The following is an 18405-nucleotide window of genomic DNA, read 5'->3' as shown; positions in this document are numbered from 1 at the left end:
GGGCTGGATGATCACGTGCCGCGAGGCCACGCGCCTGGCGGTTCAGGCCGAAGACCGCAGCCTGCCGCTGACGCAGCGGTTGTCCATGCGCCTGCACCAGCGTGTGTGCCGCAACTGCCGCGCCTTTGCTCGGCAACTGGCGCTGATGCAAAAGGCCAGCGCCCGCTGGCGGCAGTACAGCGGCGACTGATCAGGCCGTGGGCGCGCCTTCGTCCGCGCCCCGCCCTGCCGGCACCTCCACAGCCCCCACCGCCACGGCCACGGCGAGCCGGATGGCGTCGATTTGCGCGCTCAAGCCCATGCTGGGTACCGACGGGGCCGCCCGGGCGGCCTGCTCCGGCAGCGCGGGCACGTGGATGAACCCGCTGCGCCGCCCCTGCCCGGCCAGCGCATGCTGCAGCTCAAAAAACACCTGGTTGCACACAAACGCCCCGGCGGTGAGTGACAGCCCCGCCGGGTGTCCGGCCGCACGCAGCGCGTCACGCATGGCCTTCACGGGCAGCGTGGAGAAGTAGGCGTCCGGCGCGCCCGCGCGCACGGGCACATCCTGCGGGCGGTCGCCGCCGTTGTCGGGAATGCGCGCGTCAATCAGGTTCACGGCCACGCGCTCGATGGAGATGTCCGCCCGGCCGCTGGCCAGACCCAGGCTCACCGCCACCTGCGGCCGGAACCGCAGCAGCGCATCGTGCAGCGCCTGCGGCGCGCCCTGGAAGCGCGTCGGCAGGCAGCGCGCATGCACCGTGGCGCCCCCGATGACCTGCCCGTGCAGGGCGCGGGCAATTTCCCATGACGGGTTGATGGCGTCGCCGTCGAACGGCTCGAAGCCGGTGAGCAGGATGTTCATGGCTGCGCATTCTCCGAACTCTGACCCTTGCGCGAGCTCAAACGCCCGCTTCAAGGCCGGCGCAGCGTGTGTTTTTCAGCGGCTGAACTTCAGGCTCGGCCTTCATAATCGAACGCAAGTTCTTGCCGCAGTTCATGATCGACCCGTCCCAGCCCCTGCCCTGGCCCCATGCCGACACCCCGACGCCGCCCGCGTCGGGTGAGGTCACTCTGGACGGTTTCGCGTGGCCAAGCCCGCCGTATGCGGCCTACCCGCAGCCGCAGGTGCAGCGCCAACCTGAGGCCTGCGAGATCCTGGGGCTGAACAACAGCCGAAGCCTGGGTCAGCTGCTGTCGCTGGACACGGCGCAGCGCACGGTGCACATCAACGTGCCGCCGGCCCGCAACAGCATGCCGCTGAAGTTCAGCCAGTTTCGGGCGATCAAGCTGCAGTTGCCCATCGGTGTGCCACCGCGCGACCCGGCGGACCTCGGCTCGCCGCTGAGCCTGGACCACCGGCCCCGTGCGGACTTCCGGGTCACGTTCAACGGCGGGGGTGAGCTCAAGGGCGTGACCATCGGCCACCACCACGACGCGCTGGGGCTGTTCCTCTTCCCCCCGCTGTCCGACACCGACGACAGCGTGCGGCGCGTGTTCATTCCACGCGAAGTGCTGCAGCACTTCGAGGTGGGCGAACGCCTGGGCGACTTGCTGGTGAAAGAAGCCCTGGTGTCGCCCGAAGTGCTGGACGACGCGGCGGCAGAGCAGGCGGCGCTGCGCCAGCGACGGGTGGGCGACATCCTGGTGGACCGGCAGATCGTGACTGCCGAGCAACTGTTGCTGGCGATTGAGCAGCAGGCACGCATGCCCATGGTGCGCATCGGCGAGGCGCTGCTGGCGCTGGAGCTCGTGACGCCAGAACAGCTGGAACTGGCGCTGGAACAGCAACGCGACGACCGCTCGGTGCCCTTGGGCGAACTGCTGGTGCGCCGGGGCGTGATCAGCCGCGCGCAGTTGCAATCGGCCCTGGCCCGCAAGATGGGCTATCCGGTGGTGGACGTCGAACGCTTCGCCATCGAGCCCGACGCGGTGCGCAAGCTGCCTCATGCCGTGGCCAAGCGGTTGGAGGTGCTGCCGCTGGTGCTGCGCGAAGGCCGGCTGATCGTGGCCATGGAAGACCCCACCCGCCGCGATGCGCTGGACGAGGTGGAGTTCATCACCCAGCTCAAGGTGGTGCCCACGCTGACCAAGCTCGGCACCTTGCAGTTCGCCATTCCCTCGGCTTTCGACCGTTTCGGCGCCGAGGCGGTCAACCGCAGCAACACCGACACGCTGCCGGACTTCCAGCCCGACTTCGCGCTGGACACCTCGAACAAGCTGATCGAAAGCCTGGAGCGCGACAGCAGCGACCGGGGCCACAAGGAAGAAGAGTCGTCGATCGAGCAGAGCGACAACTCGCTGGTGCGGCTGATCAACACCATGATCATCGAAGCCCACGGCCAGGGCGTGTCCGACATCCACATCGAGACCTACCCGGGCCGCGAAAAGCTCAAGATCCGCTTCCGCCGCGACGGCGTGTTGCAGCCCTACCTGGAGCTGCCGCACACCTACCGCAACGCGGTCATCGCGCGCATCAAGATCATGTGCGACCTCGACATCTCCGAGCGCCGCAAGCCGCAGGACGGCAAGATCAACTTCGCCCGCTTCTCGGCCCAGCACAAGCTGGAGCTGCGGGTGGCCACCATTCCCACCAACAACGGCCTGGAAGATGTGGTGATGCGCCTGCTGGCCAGCAGCAAGCCCATGCCGCTGGACCGCATCGGGCTGACGCCGGCCAACTTTGCTGCGCTCGGAGCTGCGGTGGCGCGGCCCTACGGCATGGTGTTGTGCGTGGGCCCCACCGGCTCGGGCAAGACCACCACGCTGCACTCGGCGCTCAGCCACATCAACACGCCCGAGCGCAAGATCTGGACGGCTGAAGACCCGGTGGAAATCACCCAGGCCGGGCTGCGCCAGGTGCAGGTGAACCCCAAGATCGACTGGACCTTTGCCAAGGCGTTGCGCGCCTTCCTGCGCGCCGACCCCGACGTCATCATGGTGGGCGAAATCCGCGACCAGGAAACCGCCGAGATCGCCGTCGAGGCCTCGCTGACCGGCCACCTGGTGCTCTCCACCCTGCACACCAACAGCGCGCCGGAAACCATCACGCGCCTGCTGGACATGGGCATGGACCCGTTCAACTTCGCCGACTCGTTGCTGGCCGTGCTGGCCCAGCGCCTGGTGCGCCGCAGTTGCACGGCCTGCCAGACCAGCGTGCCCATGACGGAGGCGGAACTGGGCGAGCTGCTGGATGACTATGTGCACGTTTTCCCCGCCGATGCACGCCCCAGCCGCCTCGCGCTGATGGCGGAGTGGATCAAGAATCACGGCCAGCAAGGCCGACTGATGAAGCACACCAGCCCCGGCTGCGGCACCTGCGGCGGCACAGGCTACAAGGGCCGCGCCGGGCTGCACGAGCTGCTGTCGGTCAGCAAAACCCTGCGCCGGCTGATCCAGACCGGCGCCCGCGCCGAGGAACTGCAGCAGGCCGCGCTGGCCGAGGGCATGCGCACGCTGCGGCAAGACGGCATTCTGAAAGTGCTCCAGGGCATCACCACCATCGCTGAAGTTCACGCCACCAGCAACACATGACGGACACCGCCGAGACCGCCGCCGCCCCCCGCCCCAAGTTGCGCCTGGGGGACGTGCTCGTCGAGCAGCAGCTCATCTCCGCCGATCAACTCACGCAGGCACTGGAACTGCAGCGGGCCACCGGCAAGAAGCTGGGGCGCATCCTGATCGAGGCCAACCTCATCACCGAGGAAGCCCTGGCCCACGTGCTGGCGCGGCAGCTGCGGGCCCCGTTCGTGAACCTCAAGACCTTTCCGCTCAAAACGGAACTGGTGCGGCTGCTGCCTGAAACACCGGCCCGGCGCTTTCGCGCGCTGGTGCTGGAGGAGCGCGGCGACACGCTGCTGGTGGCCATGGCCGACCCGCTGGACCTGTTCGGCTTTGACGAGCTGGCCAAGGTCCTGAAGCGCCGCCTGGCCATGGCGGTGGTGGCCGAAAGCCAGTTGGCTGCGGTGTACGACAAGCACTACCGCCGCAACGACGAGATCTCCGGCCTGGCCAAGGCGCTGGAAAAGGACATCGGCGATGCGGTGGACTTTGGCACCCTGCAAGCCAGCGTCGGCCAGGAAGGCGCGCCAGTGGTGCGCCTGCTGCAAAGCGTGTTCGAAGACGCCACGCGCGCCGGCGCGTCAGACGTGCACATCGAGCCGCAGGAAGGTGAACTGCTGATTCGCAACCGCGTGGATGGCCTGCTGCAAACCATGACGCAGGCTGACAAGCGCATCGCCCCCGCGCTGGCCCAGCGCCTGAAGCTGATGGCCGGCCTCGACATCTCGGAGAAGCGCCTGCCGCAAGACGGCCGCTTCACGCTGCGCCTGAGCGACCGCACGCTGGATGTGCGCCTGTCCACCATGCCCAGCCAGTACGGCGAATCCGTCGTCATGCGCCTGCTGGGCCAGGGCTCGGCGCTGCGCCGACTGGGCGACATCGGCATGCCCGACGACATGCTCAAGCGCTTCCGTGAGCTGCTCGGGCGCGACGCCGGCATGATTTTGGTGACCGGCCCTACGGGCTCGGGCAAAACCTCCACGCTGTATGCCGCACTGGCAGAAATTGACGCCGAGCAGCAGAAGATCATCACGGTGGAAGACCCGGTCGAATACCGCTTGCCCGGGCTGACCCAGGTGCAGGTGAACGACAAGATCGAGCTGGACTTCGCCCGCGTGCTGCGCGCGGCCCTGCGGCAAGACCCGGACGTGATCCTGGTGGGCGAAATGCGCGACGCCGAGACCGCTGAAATCGGCCTTCGCGCCGCCATCACCGGCCACCTGCTGCTGAGCACGCTGCACACCAAAGACACGCTCTCCACGCCCTTCCGGCTGCTGGACATGGGGGCGCCGCCCTTCATGGTGGCCACATCACTGCAGGCCGTGCTGGCCCAGCGCCTGTTGCGCGGCGTGTGCAAGCACTGCGCCGAACCCCATGTGGCCACGCCGCAAGAGCAGGCCTGGGTCAACGAGGTGCTGACGCTGAACGGCGAAGCCCCCGGCCCCGTGCCCAGCGTGAAGGGCGTGGGCTGCTCGGAATGCAACGGCACGGGTTACCAAGGGCGCCGTGGCATTTACGAGATGCTGGAGATCGACCCCGACATGGCCCTGGCCATCCAGCGCAGCGATGCGGGCGACTTCCTGGCGGCCGCGCGCCGCTCGCTGCGCGGCAAAACGCTGGCCGACCGCAGCCTGGCGCTGGTGCGCGCCGGCAAAACCTCGCTGGCCGAGGCCGTGCGCATCAGCGTGGATACCGAATGACGCGTGCTGCCGGCTCGACCTACCGCACTGAGGTTGCCGCATGAACTACGCCTTCAAGGGCCGCAACGGCCGGGGTGAACTGGTGCAAGGCGTCATGGACGCCGTCAACGGCGACGCTGTCGCCAGCCAGCTGCTGGCGGGCGGCGTGGTGCCGGTCAGCATCGAAGCCACGCAGGACGTGGCGGGCCCGGTCACGCAGGGCGGCTGGCTGGAGGCCCTGCTGGCCCGCCCCGTCAGCGCGGAAGACACGCTGGTGCTGACGCGCCAGCTCTACACCCTGCAAAAGGCCGGCGTGCCCATCCTGCGCTCCTTGGCGGGGTTGGAGGCCTCCACCTCGCACCCGGGGCTCGTCCGCCTGCTGCAAGACGTGCGCTCCAGCCTGGACCAAGGCCGCGAGCTGGCCACCGCCTTTGCGCGCCATCCGGCGGTGTTCAGCACGTTCTACGTGGCCATGACCCGCGTGGGCGAACTGACGGGCCGGCTGACCGAAGTGTTTCAGCGCCTGTCGTCGCACCTGGAGTTCGAGCTCGACATCCGTGCCCGCATCAAACAGGCGCTGCGCTATCCCATGATGGTCATCATTGCGATGGGCATCGCGCTGATGGTGATCAACCTGTTCGTGTTGCCAAAGTTCGCGGACGTGTTCGCGCACTTCAAGACGGACCTGCCGCTGATGACCCGCATCCTGCTGGGTTTCTCATCGTGGACGGTGCGCTGGTGGCCGGCTGTGCTGGCGGGTGCAGGCGCGGCCGTGTATGGCTGGAAGCACTGGGTGGGCACGCCGGCGGGCCGCTACGCCTGGGACCGCTTCAAGCTGCGGCTGCCCATTGCCGGCAACATTGTGCTCAAGGCCACGCTGGCGCGCTTTGCCCGCAGCTTTGCGCTGGCCAGCAGTTCGGGCGTGCCCATCAGCCAGGCCATGACGGTGGTGGCGCAGACCGTGGACAACGCCTACATCGGCGCTCGCATCGAGCAAATGCGCGACGGCGTGGAGCGCGGCGAAAGCATTTCGCGCTGCGCCACGGCCACTGGCGTGTTCACGCCCATCGTGCTGCAAATGATTGCGGTGGGCGAAGAAACCGGCGAGCTCGACACCCTGATGACCGAGATCGCGCAGATGTACGAGCGCGAGACGGACTACGCCATCAAGGGGCTGTCTGCCGCCATCGAGCCCATCCTGCTGGCCATCATCGGCGCGCTGGTGCTGGTGCTGGCCTTGGGCGTGTTCTTGCCGCTGTGGAACTTGGGTCAGGCCGCCATGGGCAAGTGACGTGTGTGGCGCCGCGTGTGAAGCCTGCAACGGATTGCAGCCGAGCGGCAGCCTGTCACGAAACGCGTGCGCAATTCACTTGGAGGGCGGTTGTGGCTGGCCGATAGTTCAGGCACTGCCCCAGCGGGGCGTTTCGCAACTGCGCAGGAAGGTCTTCATGAACAAGTCCCAACAAGCCGGCTTCACCCTGATCGAACTCGTGATGGTCATCGTCATCCTGGGCGTGCTCGCCGCCGTGGCGCTGCCCAAGTTCGTCAACGTGGACGACGACGCCAAGCAAGCCGCCGTAAACGGCGTGGCTGGCGCGCTGAGTTCGGCTTCTGCAGTGAACTACGCCAGCCGCAAGGCCAAGGGCGAAACCGGCAACGCCGCCACCAACAAGACCGTGGCTGTGGCCAACTGCACCGATGTGGCCAACGCCTTGCAAGGCGGCCTGCCGTCGGGCTACACCATCACTGCTGCCGCCATCGCGGCTGACGCCACCACCACCTGCACCGTGACGGGCGTGAGCGCCAAGACGGCCACCTTCACGGCCACCGGCATCTCCTGATCCATGCGGAGCCACCCGCGCGCTGACGCGGGCTTCACGCTGGTCGAGCTCATCCTCGTCATCGTGATCACAGCCGCCCTCGCGGTGTTCGCCCTGCCCAAGGTGCTGGACACCACGATGTGGCGGCTGCGCTCATTTGGAGACGACCTGCAGGCGCGCCACCAGGGCATGCTGCGGCTGGCCTTGCAGCAGCGTCGGCCCATCGTGGCCACCCTCACCGGCTCTGGCGTGAGCTGGGCCTACAGCAACGGCACCGCCCTGGGCACGCTCAGCTGCCCCAGCACCGAGTCGCCCTGCATCGCGGAAGGCGGCAGTCGCACCGTCACCTTCAACAGTGGAAACACCGGCGCGGTCGTCACCAGCACCGGCACGGCACTGGTGGCCACGGTGGCCTACGGCAGCTACAGCCAGGCCTACCGCATCGAGGCCGATACCGGGCTGATTTATCCGACTCCTTGAGCCTTTGCCCATGCACCGCTCGGCTAGCATCCGGCCCATGCCGGCTTCGCACCGCAGGCTGCGCGAGCACGGCCTGACCCTGATCGAACTGTTGCTGTTTGTGGTGGTCGTGGGCATCGCCCTGTCGGCCATGCTGCGCGTGTTCACCACCGCCACGCTGGCCAGCGCCGACCCCATGATCCGGCGCCAGCAACTCGCCATCGCTGAATCTTTGCTGCGTGAAGTCGAGCTCATGCCCTTCACCTGGTGCGACCCGACCGACGCCAACGTTGAAACCGCCACATCTGCATCCGGCTGCGCCACGCTCGCCGAAAGCAGCGGGCCAGAGGCCGGTCAGACACGCTACGGTCCCACCAATTACTTCAACAACGTCAACGACTACGCGGGCTTTTCCATGACGGGCATCCGCGACGCGGCCAACACCGCCGTGGCGGGACTCAGCGGCTACAGCGCGTCTGTAGCCGTTGCTGCGGCTGCGCTGGACACCGTGGCGTCCACCGACGCCCTGCGCATCACCGTCACGGTCACCGCACCTGACAACTCCACCCTCAGCCTGCAAGGCTGGCGAACCCGCTATGCGCCCAATTCGCCGGATTGAGCGCCCGCGCCCCTGGGCGCTGCAGCGGGGCTTCACGCTGATCGAGGCGGTGATGGTGATCGTCATCACCGGCATCGTCATCAGCGTGGTGTCGGTGTTCATCCTGCCGGCCACCAACGCGTATTTGTCCAGCAGCTCGCGGGCTCAGCTGGGCGACCAAGCCGACACCGCCCTGCGCCGCATGGCGCGCGACCTGACCCTCGCCCTGCCCAACAGCGTGCGCGTGTCGGCCAGCGCGCAGGCGGTGGAGCTGATTCCGGTCAGCGGCGGCGCGCGGTACGCCACTGAGTCGGGAGACACCCTGCAGTTCGGCACCTCGCCGGCGGACACCAGTTTCGATGTGATCGGCCCACCGCGCAAGCTCAGCCATACCAGCCAGCAGCTGGCCTGGTTCAACCTCGGTGCCGGCATTGCCGACGCCGACGCCTACACCCTCGCCAACGTGCGCACCGCCACAAGCGCGGCCGGCAATGCCAGCAACGTCACGTTCACCGGCGCGGCCCTGCCCAACGCGTTGATGGCGCCACCCTACCGGGTCTACGCCATCGAGCCGCCGGTCACCTACCGATGCAACACCGCCGCCGGCACGCTGACCCGCTACACCGGCTACGGCTTCAGCAGCACCCAACCTGACCCGCCAACAGCGGGCACCAGCGCTGTGCTGAGTCGCGACGTCAGCGCCTGCACATTCACCTACAGCGCCGGAGCCGTGGGTGCCCGCTACGCACTTGCGTCGCTGCAGATCACGCTGGCGCGCAACGGCGAATCGGTGTCGCTGTATCACGCGGTTCACGTGGACAACCTGCCATGACGCGTGCCCTGCCCCACCCCACCAGTGGCCGCCATCGCGCCCATGGTTTCACCATGATGTCCATGCTGTTCATCTTGGTGGTGCTGGCCGCCTTGGGCACGGCGCTCGCGCAACTGAGCCAGCGTCAGCAGCTTGGCTCCGCGGGCGAGCTCGCGGCCGCCAAGGCCTACCAAGCCGCGCTGGCAGGGCTGGAGTGGGGCAGCTTTCAGGTGCTCACGGCCACCTCGCCGCCGGCCTGCCCGGCCACGAAGAGTTTCCAGTTGCCCGGCCAGTTGGCCGACTTCACCGTCACCGTCACCTGCGTGCGCACCCCCAGCTCCGGCACCGTGAGCGACGGTGGCACCGCGTTGGTGTTCTACGAATTGTTGGCCACGGCCTGCAACCTGCCCGCGGGCGGCGCTTGCCCGAATGCGGCGTCCAACGAACCCACCTACACCGAACGCCAGCTCAGCCGGAGCCTGGCGCGATGAGCCCATCATGAACTTGCTGCTGCGTTGCCTGGTCTGGTGCGTTGCCGCGCTCGGCGCCGCCTGCTGGCCTGCCGTCAGCTGGGGGCAGGACGCCCCGGGCGTGCGCGTGGAGTATTTCAACTACACCGGCAATCCACCCAGCTCCGTGCCGGCTTCGGGCGCCGTGGTGGACCGGGTCGAGTCCAACATCGCCGTGTTGCGCTCCACCGCTTCGCCCGCGCCTGGCGTGGGCAGCGACAACTACTTGGCGCGCTACACCGGCAGCATCCTCATCCCCAGCACCGGCGCCTACACCTTCCAGGTGGAAGCGGATGACGGCGTTCGCTTGAGCATTGATTGCAACGGTGACGGCATCTTCCAGGCCGGCGAGCTGTTGCTGGACCGCTGGGTGGACCAGTCCACCACGGCCTACCAAGTCAGTTGCAGCAACAACCTCACCGCCGGCACGCGCTACAAGTTCAAGCTGGAGTACTACGAGCGCGGCGGCGAGCAAAGCGTGCGGCTGAGCTGGGCCGGGCCCTCGCCGGTGGGCAGCACCTTCGTGGTGGTGCCCAAGGGCAATGCCACGCAAGGGCTGTACAGCGGCGTGATCGACACCACGCGGCCGACCATCAGCTCCGCCCAGTTGGCCTGCGGCGCCACCAGCCAGATCCTGGTCACGTTCTCGGAAACCGTGGACCCCACCACGGCCCAGACTGCCGCGAACTACAGCCTGTCAGGCGGCCACACCATCACCAGCGCGGTGCTGGCGGGCGACGGTACCGCCGTGGCCTTGACCATGACGCCGGCCATGACCGCCACGCGAACGCTGACGGTCAACAACGTCAAAGACCTGGCGGGCAATGTCATCCTCGCCAACAGCACGCAGTCCGTTCCGTTTGCGCCCACCACTTTGGCCGGCGGCCTGGTCGGTTCCTACTACAACCAAAACGGCGTAGCGCGGGCCTACTTTGGTGGCACGCAGGTGGACCGGACCGACAGCACGGTCGACTTCGACTGGGGGGGCGGTACGCCGGGCGTCACCAACATCGGGGCCGACGACTTTTCGGTCCGCTGGACCGGCTTGATCCTCGTGCCCACCACCGGCAACTACGTCTTCCGCACCCAGTCGGACGACGGCGTGCGTCTCTACATCAACGGCACCAACGTCATCGACAACTGGACCGACCACAGCCCCAGCTATGACGTCAGCAGCACCGTGACGCTGAACGCCGGCAGCTACGTGCCGGTCACGCTGGAGTTCTTCGAACGTGGGGGCGGTGCTGTGATCCGGCTTCAGTGGGCCACGCCCGGCAGCAGCAGCTACGTGGCCATCCCGGCGTCGCAGCTGTTCCACTGCGTGCCCGCCACCGTCGCGAGCTTTGCAATCAGCGGCACGGGTTCCGCGTCGACCTGCGTGCCCCAAACGCTCACGATCACGGCCCGAGATTCGACGGGCAGCACCATCACGAACTACACGGGCACGGTGAACCTGAGCACGTCCACCACCGACGGAGACTGGACAGCTGGCCTTGCCCGGGCGCCGCAAGGCACGTTGACGCCAGGTGCCGCGAACAGCGGACTGGCCAGCTACCAGTTCGCCGTGGCCGATGCGGGCTCGGTGCAATTGCGTCTGAGCCACAGCCTGGCCCAAAACCTGACCTTCACGGTGGTGGACCCCACCGTGCCCAGTTCCAGCACCACGTCCGCAACGATCAGCTTCCGAGACAACGCCTTCGTCTGGGCCGAGGACCTGAGCAACCGCATTGCGGGCAGCAACGTGGTGGTCGCCGGTCGACCGCACGACATGCAGGTGTCGCTCATCAAGAAAGACCCCACCACGGGCAGTTGCGGCGTGGCCACCGACTTCACCGGCACACGCAACCTGAAGCTGTGGCGCACCGACAGCGGCGGTACCTGGGCCGCGCCGACCGTGGTGAGCCCGGCGCTGACGATTCCCGCTGCGCGGCCAGCAAGCAACAACCTGGCCCTGTCGTTCAGCGCCGGCGTGGCGAGCTTGAACCTCGGCACCACCGACATCGGCAAATACACGCTCAACCTCGACGACGACTCCCTCACCTACGCCGCCACCACGGTCAGTGGCTCCATCGGCGACCTGATCGTGCGGCCGTTCACGTTGGCCATCAACAGCCTGGTCATGTCGGGCGTGGGGAACCCGGGTGGCAGCCTGGCCACCGATGCCGTGTTTGGCAAAGCCGGCGCCGCCTTCACCGGCCTGGTGTCCGCCTACCGCTGGTCCAGCACGGCGGACAGCAACAGCGACGGCATTCCCGACGCCGGTGCCACGCTGGCCCAGGTGTCCGCCTCTGGCTTGACGCCGAGTTACGGCACGGCGGTGTCCCTCACCGCACTGGCCGGGTCGCAAACGCCCACGGCCGCCGTCGGCGGAGTGCTCGGCACGTTCAGCAGCGGCGTCATCACCAGCCAAGGCTCGGGCACGGTGTCGTTCATCAACCTGAGCTACAGCGAGGCGGGCAGCTTCCAGTTCAACACCACGGGCGTGGTGTCCAACTTCCTGTCCAGCGGCCTGGCGCTGGACGCCACCGTGTTCAACGCCAGCGGCGCGCAGGTCAACCGCGTGGGCCGTTTTGTGCCGGCCGGCTTTGCGGTCAGCGGCGTGAGCACCGTTCACCGCAGTGCGCAAAGCTGCACGCCGGCATCCAGCTTCACGTACCTGGACGAAGATTTCACCGTCGGCTTCACCCTCACCGCACAAAACACAGCCGGCGGCACGACGAAGAACTACACCGACACCTTTGCCAAACTGGGCCTGACGACGCCAGCCAACTTCAACTTGGCCGGCATTGGCGGCACCACCATGTTCAAGTCTGGCGGACGGCTGAGCACCTCGGCCAGCACCGGCGCCTGGGCCACCGGTGGCAGCGCCGGCACCGCGGCCGTGACCCTGACCGCCAAGGCTGCGCGCGCGGCCACCGCCGACGGGCCTTTTGACACGGCACAGTTCGGCATCGCACCGTTGGACGCTGACAACGTGGGCATGCTGAGCTTCAACCTCGACACCGACTCACCGGCAAATGGGACGGACCGCACATTGCTGGGGCAAATCCCGCTTCGGTACGGTCGGCTGCGCCTACAAAATGGCATGAGCGCGGCCAACCGGCCGTTGACGCTGCTCTTGTCGGCCCAGTACTGGAACGGCACTGCCTTCATCACCAACCCTCTGGATGCCTGCACCCGCGTGACCGCTGCGAACCTGAGCTTCGGCAACTTCCGCAAAACACTGACCGCGGCCGATGCGGTCATGAGCCCCAGCACGGTCACGGTCAACCCGAGTGGCACCAGCGCCATCACCCTCGCCGCCCCCGGCGGCGGTCGCGTGGGAAGCCTGGACCTGGCGATTGCGCTGGGCGCCGGTGCGCCGCCGACCGACCAGTCTTGCCTCAAGACCTCCGCCGGCTGGGCGGCCACCACCGCAGCCACCACGGGTGCCAATGCCACCGCATTGCGCGGTGCATGGTGCGGCAGTGCGGCCACCAGCGACCCCAGCGCTCGCGCGGTGTGGGGCTTGTACCGCGGCAGCAATGGCGTGATTTACCAGCGGGAGAACTATTGATGCGCTGGCCTTGGTCGCCCCGCCGCAGTGGGCAACGCCTGGTGTTGCGTCGCGTGGGCGAGCAGCACGCCTTTGTCTTGACCGACGGCGCACCCAACGGGCAACCCGCTCAGGTGCTGCGTTGGGGGTTGCTGCCTGAAGCTCGCGCACTGGCTGCCGGTGAAGCGATTGCCGTGCTGGACCTGCCGCATTACCAGATCCTCAAGGTCGACACGCCCAACGTGCCTCAGCAGGAGCTGAAAGCCGCCGCCCGCTGGCAAATCAAAGACATGGTGGATGTAGACGGCACCGAACTGACGCTGGACGTGCTGCACGTGGGCGGTGATGTGGATCGCCCGCAGCGCCAGCTGTTCGTGGTGGCGGCCCGCAACCGCGCCATCGAGGCGCTCACCACGGGCGCCGCGGAAGTGCACCCCGAGATCTCCATCGTCGACATTTGGGAGACCGGCCTGCGCAACCTGCTGGCCGACCAAGCCCGCCGCGACGAGCTCAGTGCGCGCGCCTGCGCCGCTGTGCTGATTGACGACAGCCAATGCCTGCTGGTGGTGTGCGCGGGCGACGAACTCTTCTACACCCGTCGCATGGAAGCCGACCCCGGCCTGTTGGCCCGCGCCCGCGGTGAAGCGCCGAGCACCAGCGCGGCCGAAGTGCCGCTCGGGTTCGAATACCAACCCGGCGGTGACTTTGAAGCCGCCAGCCACCAGGAGTCCCCCCTGGTGGTGGAGTTGCAGCGCTCCATTGATGTGTGGGAGCGCAGCTGGCCCGAACTGCCGCTGGCGCGGCTGTACGTCGTCACAGCCGACCACGGCGCGGCCGTGGCCGCCTTGATTCAGCGCGAACTCGGCCAACGTACCGTGGCTCTGGACCCCTGGGCCGCGTTCGCGCCTCAAGCGCCAGCGCCCGAAGGTGATGCGCGCGCCGCGCTTGCGGCCTGCCTGCCGCTGCTGGGCGCCGCCCTGCGCACTGAACACCGGGCCCTCTGATGGCACAGCAGATCAACCTCCTCACGCCCATCCTGCTGGCACCCAAGCGCTACTTCTCGGCGCTGACGTTGCTGCAGGCTACGGCCGTGATGCTCGTGGCCGGCGTGGCTGCATCGGTCTGGCTGCAGCAGCGCGAGCGCCACACCGAAGCCGAGCACCAAGCCCTGATGGCCCAGTGGGCCCAGCAGCGCCAGCAGTTGCAAGTGGCCCAAGCGGGTCTGCCACCGCCGCAGGACGCCAGCGCCTTGCAACAACAACTGCAGCAACTTGAAACCGGCAACGCGCAGCGCCGTGCGCTGCTCACGAGCCTAGGCCGCGATGGCGCCCACGCCGCAGGGCTCAGGCACTCTGACCTGCTGGCCCTGCTGGCCCGCAGCGCGCCCCATGCCGCGTGGCTGACTGAAGTGCGCTACACCCCCGGACGCCTGGAACTCGCCGGTGGCACCTTGAACACAGCGGTGCTGCGCCCTTGGTTGAGCCAACTGGCCGTGCACCCGCTGATGGCAGGTCAGGAGCTGACCGCTCTGCGCGTGGACCGCGTGGGCGCTTCGCCCGCCGATGCCAACAACCTGTTTGACCGAAATGCCGGTGCCTTGCCGGCTGCCTTGCCGGTGTGGGGCTTTCGCGTCGTGAGCGCGCCCGCGGCAGCGGCCTCGGCACCGCAAGGAGGTGCGCGATGAAAGCCCAAACCCGCATCGACCGGGCGCTCCTCACCCGGCAACTCGCCCCGCTGCAAGCGGCGTGGGCGCGCCAGGCGCAGCGCATCGACGCATTGAGCCTGCGCGAGCGCGGCATCCTGTTCCTGTGCCTCGTGGCGGTGCTGGCTGCGGCGTTTGACAGCTGGGTGCTGTCGCCCATGGCTGCCCGGCAGCAGGCGCGCATTGACCAACGCCGCCAGCAAGACACCGAGATCGCTCAGCTTCGCGCGCAGTTTGTGGCGGCAAGCCAAAACACCGGCGACGCCACCCTGCCCTGGCGCCAACAGCTGGAGGCCGCACGGGCCGAACGCAGCCGGTTGGACGACGGCCTGCGCGACACCGCTGCGGTCAGCTCGGCGGAGGGCTTGTCAGCCGTGCTGCAACGTCTGCTGTCGCAGCAACCCGGGCTTGTGCTGGAGCGCCTGCGCCTGCTGGAAGACGCCCCGGTCAGCGCGCCCCCGGCGTCCGGCCCCGCCGCGCAGCCCGGCCAAAACGGCATGCCGTTGCTGCCCGGCATGAGCTGGCAAGGCGTAGAGCTGCAAGTGCAAGGGCCCTACCCCGCCGCGCAGCGCTACGTGCAATTGCTGGAGCGCGAACTGCCCGGCCTGCGCTGGGGTGAACTCACGCTCACCGCGGGCGCGGGGCAGGAGGCGCCGCGCATGCAAGTGCAAGTCTTTTTACTGAAGGTGGCACCATGAAGGCCGGTGTTGGGCTGCTGTGTGTGGCCGCCGTTTGCGCGCAGGCGCAGCAAGAGGCCCGCGACCCCACCACGTGGCCCAGCGCGCTGCGCAGCGCCGTGGCCGCCGCGCAGGCCGCATCCGCAGCCTCGGGCGTCGATGGCCCTGCGCCGGCCGCCGCCGTGCGGCAGGTCATGCTCGTGGAGGGCCGCGCGTTTCTTGTGCAGCGCGGCCGCCGCTACGCCGTGGGCGAAAGCCTGGACGGCGCGCGCATCGAACGCATCACCGAGCACGCGGTTTGGCTGCGTGAGCCCAGCGGCACCGTGCGCCGCGAATCGCTGTACGGCGGCGTGGAGAAGCGGCCCGACAGCGCCGCTGCCACGCCCAGCCCGGTCGCCTCAGGCGTCAAGAAATCCAAGGAGAAGCCATGAAGGCCCCCGCCCCCCGTCTGCTGTTGCTCAGCACCGCGCTGTTGCTGGCGGCCTGCGCCGACAAGCCCCTGCGCTTGGCCCAACCCAGCCAAAGCCTGCGCGATGAATTGCAAGCCCAGCGTGTGGCACCCGCAGCGCCCGGTGCCGTCGCGGCGGCGGCGTCGGCCGCAACCGTTGCCCCGGTCGCAGCAGCACCTGTTGCGCCCGTCGCGCCTGCGCTGCCGCCCGAGCCCCGCTTCGATCTGGTCGTGAACGGCGCACCCGCACGCGACGTGTTCTTGTCTCTCGTGACGGACACGCGCTACAGCATGCTCGTGCACCCGACGGTGCAGGGCCAGCTGTCCGTCACGCTCAAAGGCGTGACCGTGCGCGAGTCGCTGGACGCGATCCGCGAGGTCTACGGCTTTGACTACACCATCGACGGCCGACGCATCACCGTGTTCCCGCCGGCCCTGCAAACCCGCGTGTTCACCATCAACGCGCTGGCCCACCAACGCTCGGGCCGCAGCGAAGTTCGCGTCAGCTCCGGCGCTGCACCGGCCAGCAATGGCACACCGGGTGCGGGCGCACCTGCATCCGGCGGCGCCAACAACACCGTGCTGCAGCAGGAAAGCAGCCAACTCAGCACCAAGGTGTCTGGCGACTTCTGGACCGAAACTGCCAACGCCCTGAAGGCACTGGTGGGTGCAGGCGAAGGCCGCACCGTCATCACCAGCCCGCAAACCGGCACGGTCGCGGTGCGCGCCATGCCCGACGAACTGCGGCACGTGGAAGCCTGGCTGAAGGCCACGCGCGTAGCCGTCGAACGCCAAGTCATGCTGGAAGCCAAGATCGTCGAGGTGGAACTCCGCGAGGGCTACCAAAGCGGCATCGACTGGTCCCGCGTGGGCGACCGGGGTGCCATTGGCCAAACCAGCGTCAACCCGTCCATTCCCAGCGGCGTGGGCTCCATCATCAACCCGCTGGTCAGCAATTCGCGCGGCTTGCCGACGCTGTCCACCGGCACCCAAAGTCCCGCGTGGCCCGATTTGATCCCCCTGCCCTCTGCGGGCGGCGGCACCTTCGGCCTCGCACTGGCCCGGGGCGGTTTCCAGGCGCTGCTGAGCTTTGTGGAAAGCCACGGCGACACGCAAATCCTGTCCAGCCCGCGCATTGCCACGCTCAACAACCAAAAGGCCGTGCTCAAGGTCGGCACTGACGATTACTTCATCACCGGCATCAGCGGCAGCAACTCCGGCAGCACCAACAACTCCGGCACCAATGGCACCACCAACCAAATTCCGACGCTCACGCTGACGCCGTTCTTCAGCGGCATTGCGCTCGACGTCACGCCGCAAATCGATGCGGCGGACATGATCACGCTGCACATCCACCCCTCGGTGTCCAGCGTGACAGAGAAGGTCAAGCAGGTGGACCTGGGCTCGGTGGGCAACTTCCGCCTACCGCTGGCCAGCGCCAGCGTCAACGAAAGCGACACCGTGGTGCGCATCCCCGACGGGCACATCGTCGCCATCGGCGGCCTGATGCAGATGGAATCCACCCGCCGCGGCTCTGGCCTGCCAGGCGCCGACAGCAACGCCCTCACCTCCACCCTGTTCGGCAACCGCGCCAACAACGGCCGCAAGCGTGAACTGGTGGTGCTGATCAAACCCAGCATCATCCGCAGCGCCGAAGACTGGGAGCAACACAACCGCCTGGTCAGCGAATCCCTGCAAGACACCGAAGGCCGCGCGCGCCGGGTCATTCGCCTGGATGGGCCGACAGCGGCGCCGAGCAACAGCCGCTGATCGTCAGGCTTCCCCCGCCGAAATAGGTCGACTCTGCCGCAGCCCAGCGGCGCGGGCGTTTACTCCGCTACGCCATATTTCCCGATTGCCGAGGTGCAGGTGGCTCGTTGCAGGTCGTGCCCTATCGCCCCACCTGCGTTCGCTGCAAGACTCGCTTGGGAATCTGCGCGGACTGGCCGGCTTGCTGCATGAGCGCGACGTACTGTGTATAGTACCCGGCCGCCTGCGCGTCTTTGCTGTTGCGCCACAGCGCGTCGGCCAGGTTCAGGTAGGCCGCCGTGCGCTTCGGGTCGCGCCGGATCACGTGGGCCAGCATGGCGACCACGCCTTGCTCGACGGGCTTGCGCTGGTTTTCGAAGCCAAGGGCTTGCTGCGCGTCCTCTGGGGCCATTTGGTAGAACGCGAAGTCGTTGATCATCGCCGTGTAGTCGGGCGATTTGTTCTCGGGGTCAATCTCGTCGAACGGGAAGGTCTCGAAGAAGGCGTGCAGGTCAAACACGCCCAGCACTTGCTTGGTGCCTCGGTCTTCGCGCTTGATCGCGGACTTGCCTTCTTCGTAGGACTTCTTGGCACGCCCGTACATCGCCAACCCCTCGGCAAAGTACGGCCGCCAGTCCAGGCCGAAGGGCTCGGGCTTGAGGTCCCATTGGATGCGTTGGTCGGCAGGACGAATGACTTTGCTGACGGAGTCAGGCGTATTGCAAGCGTGCTTTTCAACAAGATTTCGAATCGGGGTCTCCTCGTTTTCAGTGCAATAAGTGACGGTACGAAAAGCTAGCACTGGCGCGGAGGTGGTGTTGGTAGATCGTTGATTTCATTGACTTTCCTGTTCACTTTCAAATCTGCGATTCGTGGCG

The 18405-nt window shown here is 67.6% G+C and carries 17 protein-coding genes; 15 read left to right on the top strand and 2 right to left on the bottom strand.

Annotation, left to right across the window (positions count from 1 at the left end):
- Positions 1-7: 7 nt before the first annotated feature.
- Positions 8-190: an anti-sigma factor family protein gene (locus tag ACG01O_RS20385; protein WP_394387249.1), complete on the top strand. Its 183-nt coding sequence runs from the start codon at positions 8-10 to the stop codon at positions 188-190.
- Here the strand turns inward: ACG01O_RS20385 and pcp are convergent, their stop codons facing one another.
- A complete protein-coding gene (pcp, locus tag ACG01O_RS20380) occupies positions 191-844 on the bottom strand; it encodes a pyroglutamyl-peptidase I (RefSeq protein ID WP_394387248.1) in 654 nt (217 codons plus the stop codon). It lies immediately after the preceding gene.
- Between the two features lie 134 nt (positions 845-978).
- On the opposite strand from pcp, the gene ACG01O_RS20375 reads away from it, so the two are divergent.
- The 14 genes from ACG01O_RS20375 to ACG01O_RS20310 all read left to right on the top strand — a co-directional run bounded on the left by ACG01O_RS20375 (position 979) and on the right by ACG01O_RS20310 (position 17548).
- Entirely contained in the window at positions 979-3513 is a 2535-nt protein-coding gene (locus tag ACG01O_RS20375; protein ID WP_394387247.1) for a GspE/PulE family protein, read from the top strand.
- Positions 3510-5240, top strand: coding sequence for a GspE/PulE family protein (locus ACG01O_RS20370; RefSeq protein ID WP_394387246.1), 1731 nt, complete (start codon positions 3510-3512; stop codon positions 5238-5240). Before ACG01O_RS20375 ends, ACG01O_RS20370 begins: the two co-directional genes overlap by 4 nt.
- A 40-nt stretch (positions 5241-5280) precedes the next feature.
- Entirely contained in the window at positions 5281-6510 is a 1230-nt protein-coding gene (locus ACG01O_RS20365) for a type II secretion system F family protein (protein ID WP_394387245.1), read from the top strand.
- A 157-nt stretch (positions 6511-6667) separates the two neighbouring features.
- Positions 6668-7060: a type II secretion system protein gene (locus ACG01O_RS20360; RefSeq protein WP_394387244.1), complete on the top strand. Its 393-nt coding sequence runs from the start codon at positions 6668-6670 to the stop codon at positions 7058-7060.
- A gap of 3 nt (positions 7061-7063) precedes the next feature.
- Positions 7064-7519 carry a Tfp pilus assembly protein FimT/FimU gene (locus ACG01O_RS20355; protein WP_394387243.1) on the top strand — a complete coding sequence of 152 codons (456 nt, stop codon included), beginning with the start codon at positions 7064-7066 and terminating at the stop codon, positions 7517-7519.
- A 37-nt stretch (positions 7520-7556) separates the two neighbouring features.
- Entirely contained in the window at positions 7557-8117 is a 561-nt protein-coding gene (locus ACG01O_RS20350; RefSeq protein ID WP_394387242.1) for a type IV pilus modification PilV family protein, read from the top strand.
- Positions 8095-8928: a type II secretion system protein gene (locus ACG01O_RS20345; protein ID WP_394387241.1), complete on the top strand. Its 834-nt coding sequence runs from the start codon at positions 8095-8097 to the stop codon at positions 8926-8928. The genes ACG01O_RS20350 and ACG01O_RS20345 overlap by 23 nt, the downstream gene beginning before the upstream one ends.
- Positions 8925-9398 carry an agglutinin biogenesis protein MshP gene (locus ACG01O_RS20340; protein WP_394387240.1) on the top strand — a complete coding sequence of 158 codons (474 nt, stop codon included), beginning with the start codon at positions 8925-8927 and terminating at the stop codon, positions 9396-9398. Before ACG01O_RS20345 ends, ACG01O_RS20340 begins: the two co-directional genes overlap by 4 nt.
- Before the next feature lie 7 nt (positions 9399-9405).
- Positions 9406-12972, top strand: a complete 3567-nt coding sequence (locus ACG01O_RS20335) for a DUF6701 domain-containing protein (RefSeq protein WP_394387239.1) — start codon at positions 9406-9408, stop codon at positions 12970-12972.
- The gene (locus ACG01O_RS20330; RefSeq protein ID WP_394387238.1) at positions 12972-13955 is read left to right on the top strand and encodes a hypothetical protein; all 984 of its coding nucleotides are present in this window, start codon (positions 12972-12974) and stop codon (positions 13953-13955) included. The genes ACG01O_RS20335 and ACG01O_RS20330 overlap by 1 nt, the downstream gene beginning before the upstream one ends.
- A complete protein-coding gene (locus ACG01O_RS20325; protein ID WP_394387237.1) occupies positions 13955-14635 on the top strand; it encodes a hypothetical protein in 681 nt (226 codons plus the stop codon). Before ACG01O_RS20330 ends, ACG01O_RS20325 begins: the two co-directional genes overlap by 1 nt.
- Positions 14632-15351 carry a hypothetical protein gene (locus ACG01O_RS20320; protein ID WP_394387236.1) on the top strand — a complete coding sequence of 240 codons (720 nt, stop codon included), beginning with the start codon at positions 14632-14634 and terminating at the stop codon, positions 15349-15351. Before ACG01O_RS20325 ends, ACG01O_RS20320 begins: the two co-directional genes overlap by 4 nt.
- Complete coding sequence (locus ACG01O_RS20315; protein WP_394387235.1) at positions 15348-15761, top strand: hypothetical protein; 414 nt, start codon at positions 15348-15350, stop codon at positions 15759-15761. Before ACG01O_RS20320 ends, ACG01O_RS20315 begins: the two co-directional genes overlap by 4 nt.
- Positions 15758-17548 (top strand): secretin N-terminal domain-containing protein, encoded by a 1791-nt coding sequence (locus ACG01O_RS20310; RefSeq protein WP_394387234.1) that lies wholly within the window; start codon positions 15758-15760, stop codon positions 17546-17548. Before ACG01O_RS20315 ends, ACG01O_RS20310 begins: the two co-directional genes overlap by 4 nt.
- A 121-nt stretch (positions 17549-17669) precedes the next feature.
- Here the strand turns inward: ACG01O_RS20310 and ACG01O_RS20305 are convergent, their stop codons facing one another.
- Positions 17670-18329 (bottom strand): hypothetical protein, encoded by a 660-nt coding sequence (locus tag ACG01O_RS20305; protein WP_394387233.1) that lies wholly within the window; start codon positions 18327-18329, stop codon positions 17670-17672.
- Positions 18330-18405: the final 76 nt, after the last annotated feature.

Origin of the sequence: Pelomonas baiyunensis (genome assembly GCF_043555935.1) — a bacterium.
Classification (GTDB): Bacteria; Pseudomonadota; Gammaproteobacteria; order Burkholderiales; family Burkholderiaceae_C; genus Pelomonas; species Pelomonas baiyunensis.
This window is presented reverse-complemented; position numbering and strand designations above follow the sequence as displayed.

Coding starts and splice junctions, on each gene's coding strand:
- ACG01O_RS20385 (WP_394387249.1), top strand. CDS start 8: ATGATCACGTGCCGCGAGGCCACGCGCCTGGCGGTTCAGGCCGAAGAC.
- pcp (WP_394387248.1), bottom strand. CDS start 844: ATGAACATCCTGCTCACCGGCTTCGAGCCGTTCGACGGCGACGCCATC.
- ACG01O_RS20375 (WP_394387247.1), top strand. CDS start 979: ATGATCGACCCGTCCCAGCCCCTGCCCTGGCCCCATGCCGACACCCCG.
- ACG01O_RS20370 (WP_394387246.1), top strand. CDS start 3,510: ATGACGGACACCGCCGAGACCGCCGCCGCCCCCCGCCCCAAGTTGCGC.
- ACG01O_RS20365 (WP_394387245.1), top strand. CDS start 5,281: ATGAACTACGCCTTCAAGGGCCGCAACGGCCGGGGTGAACTGGTGCAA.
- ACG01O_RS20360 (WP_394387244.1), top strand. CDS start 6,668: ATGAACAAGTCCCAACAAGCCGGCTTCACCCTGATCGAACTCGTGATG.
- ACG01O_RS20355 (WP_394387243.1), top strand. CDS start 7,064: ATGCGGAGCCACCCGCGCGCTGACGCGGGCTTCACGCTGGTCGAGCTC.
- ACG01O_RS20350 (WP_394387242.1), top strand. CDS start 7,557: ATGCCGGCTTCGCACCGCAGGCTGCGCGAGCACGGCCTGACCCTGATC.
- ACG01O_RS20345 (WP_394387241.1), top strand. CDS start 8,095: ATGCGCCCAATTCGCCGGATTGAGCGCCCGCGCCCCTGGGCGCTGCAG.
- ACG01O_RS20340 (WP_394387240.1), top strand. CDS start 8,925: ATGACGCGTGCCCTGCCCCACCCCACCAGTGGCCGCCATCGCGCCCAT.
- ACG01O_RS20335 (WP_394387239.1), top strand. CDS start 9,406: ATGAACTTGCTGCTGCGTTGCCTGGTCTGGTGCGTTGCCGCGCTCGGC.
- ACG01O_RS20330 (WP_394387238.1), top strand. CDS start 12,972: ATGCGCTGGCCTTGGTCGCCCCGCCGCAGTGGGCAACGCCTGGTGTTG.
- ACG01O_RS20325 (WP_394387237.1), top strand. CDS start 13,955: ATGGCACAGCAGATCAACCTCCTCACGCCCATCCTGCTGGCACCCAAG.
- ACG01O_RS20320 (WP_394387236.1), top strand. CDS start 14,632: ATGAAAGCCCAAACCCGCATCGACCGGGCGCTCCTCACCCGGCAACTC.
- ACG01O_RS20315 (WP_394387235.1), top strand. CDS start 15,348: ATGAAGGCCGGTGTTGGGCTGCTGTGTGTGGCCGCCGTTTGCGCGCAG.
- ACG01O_RS20310 (WP_394387234.1), top strand. CDS start 15,758: ATGAAGGCCCCCGCCCCCCGTCTGCTGTTGCTCAGCACCGCGCTGTTG.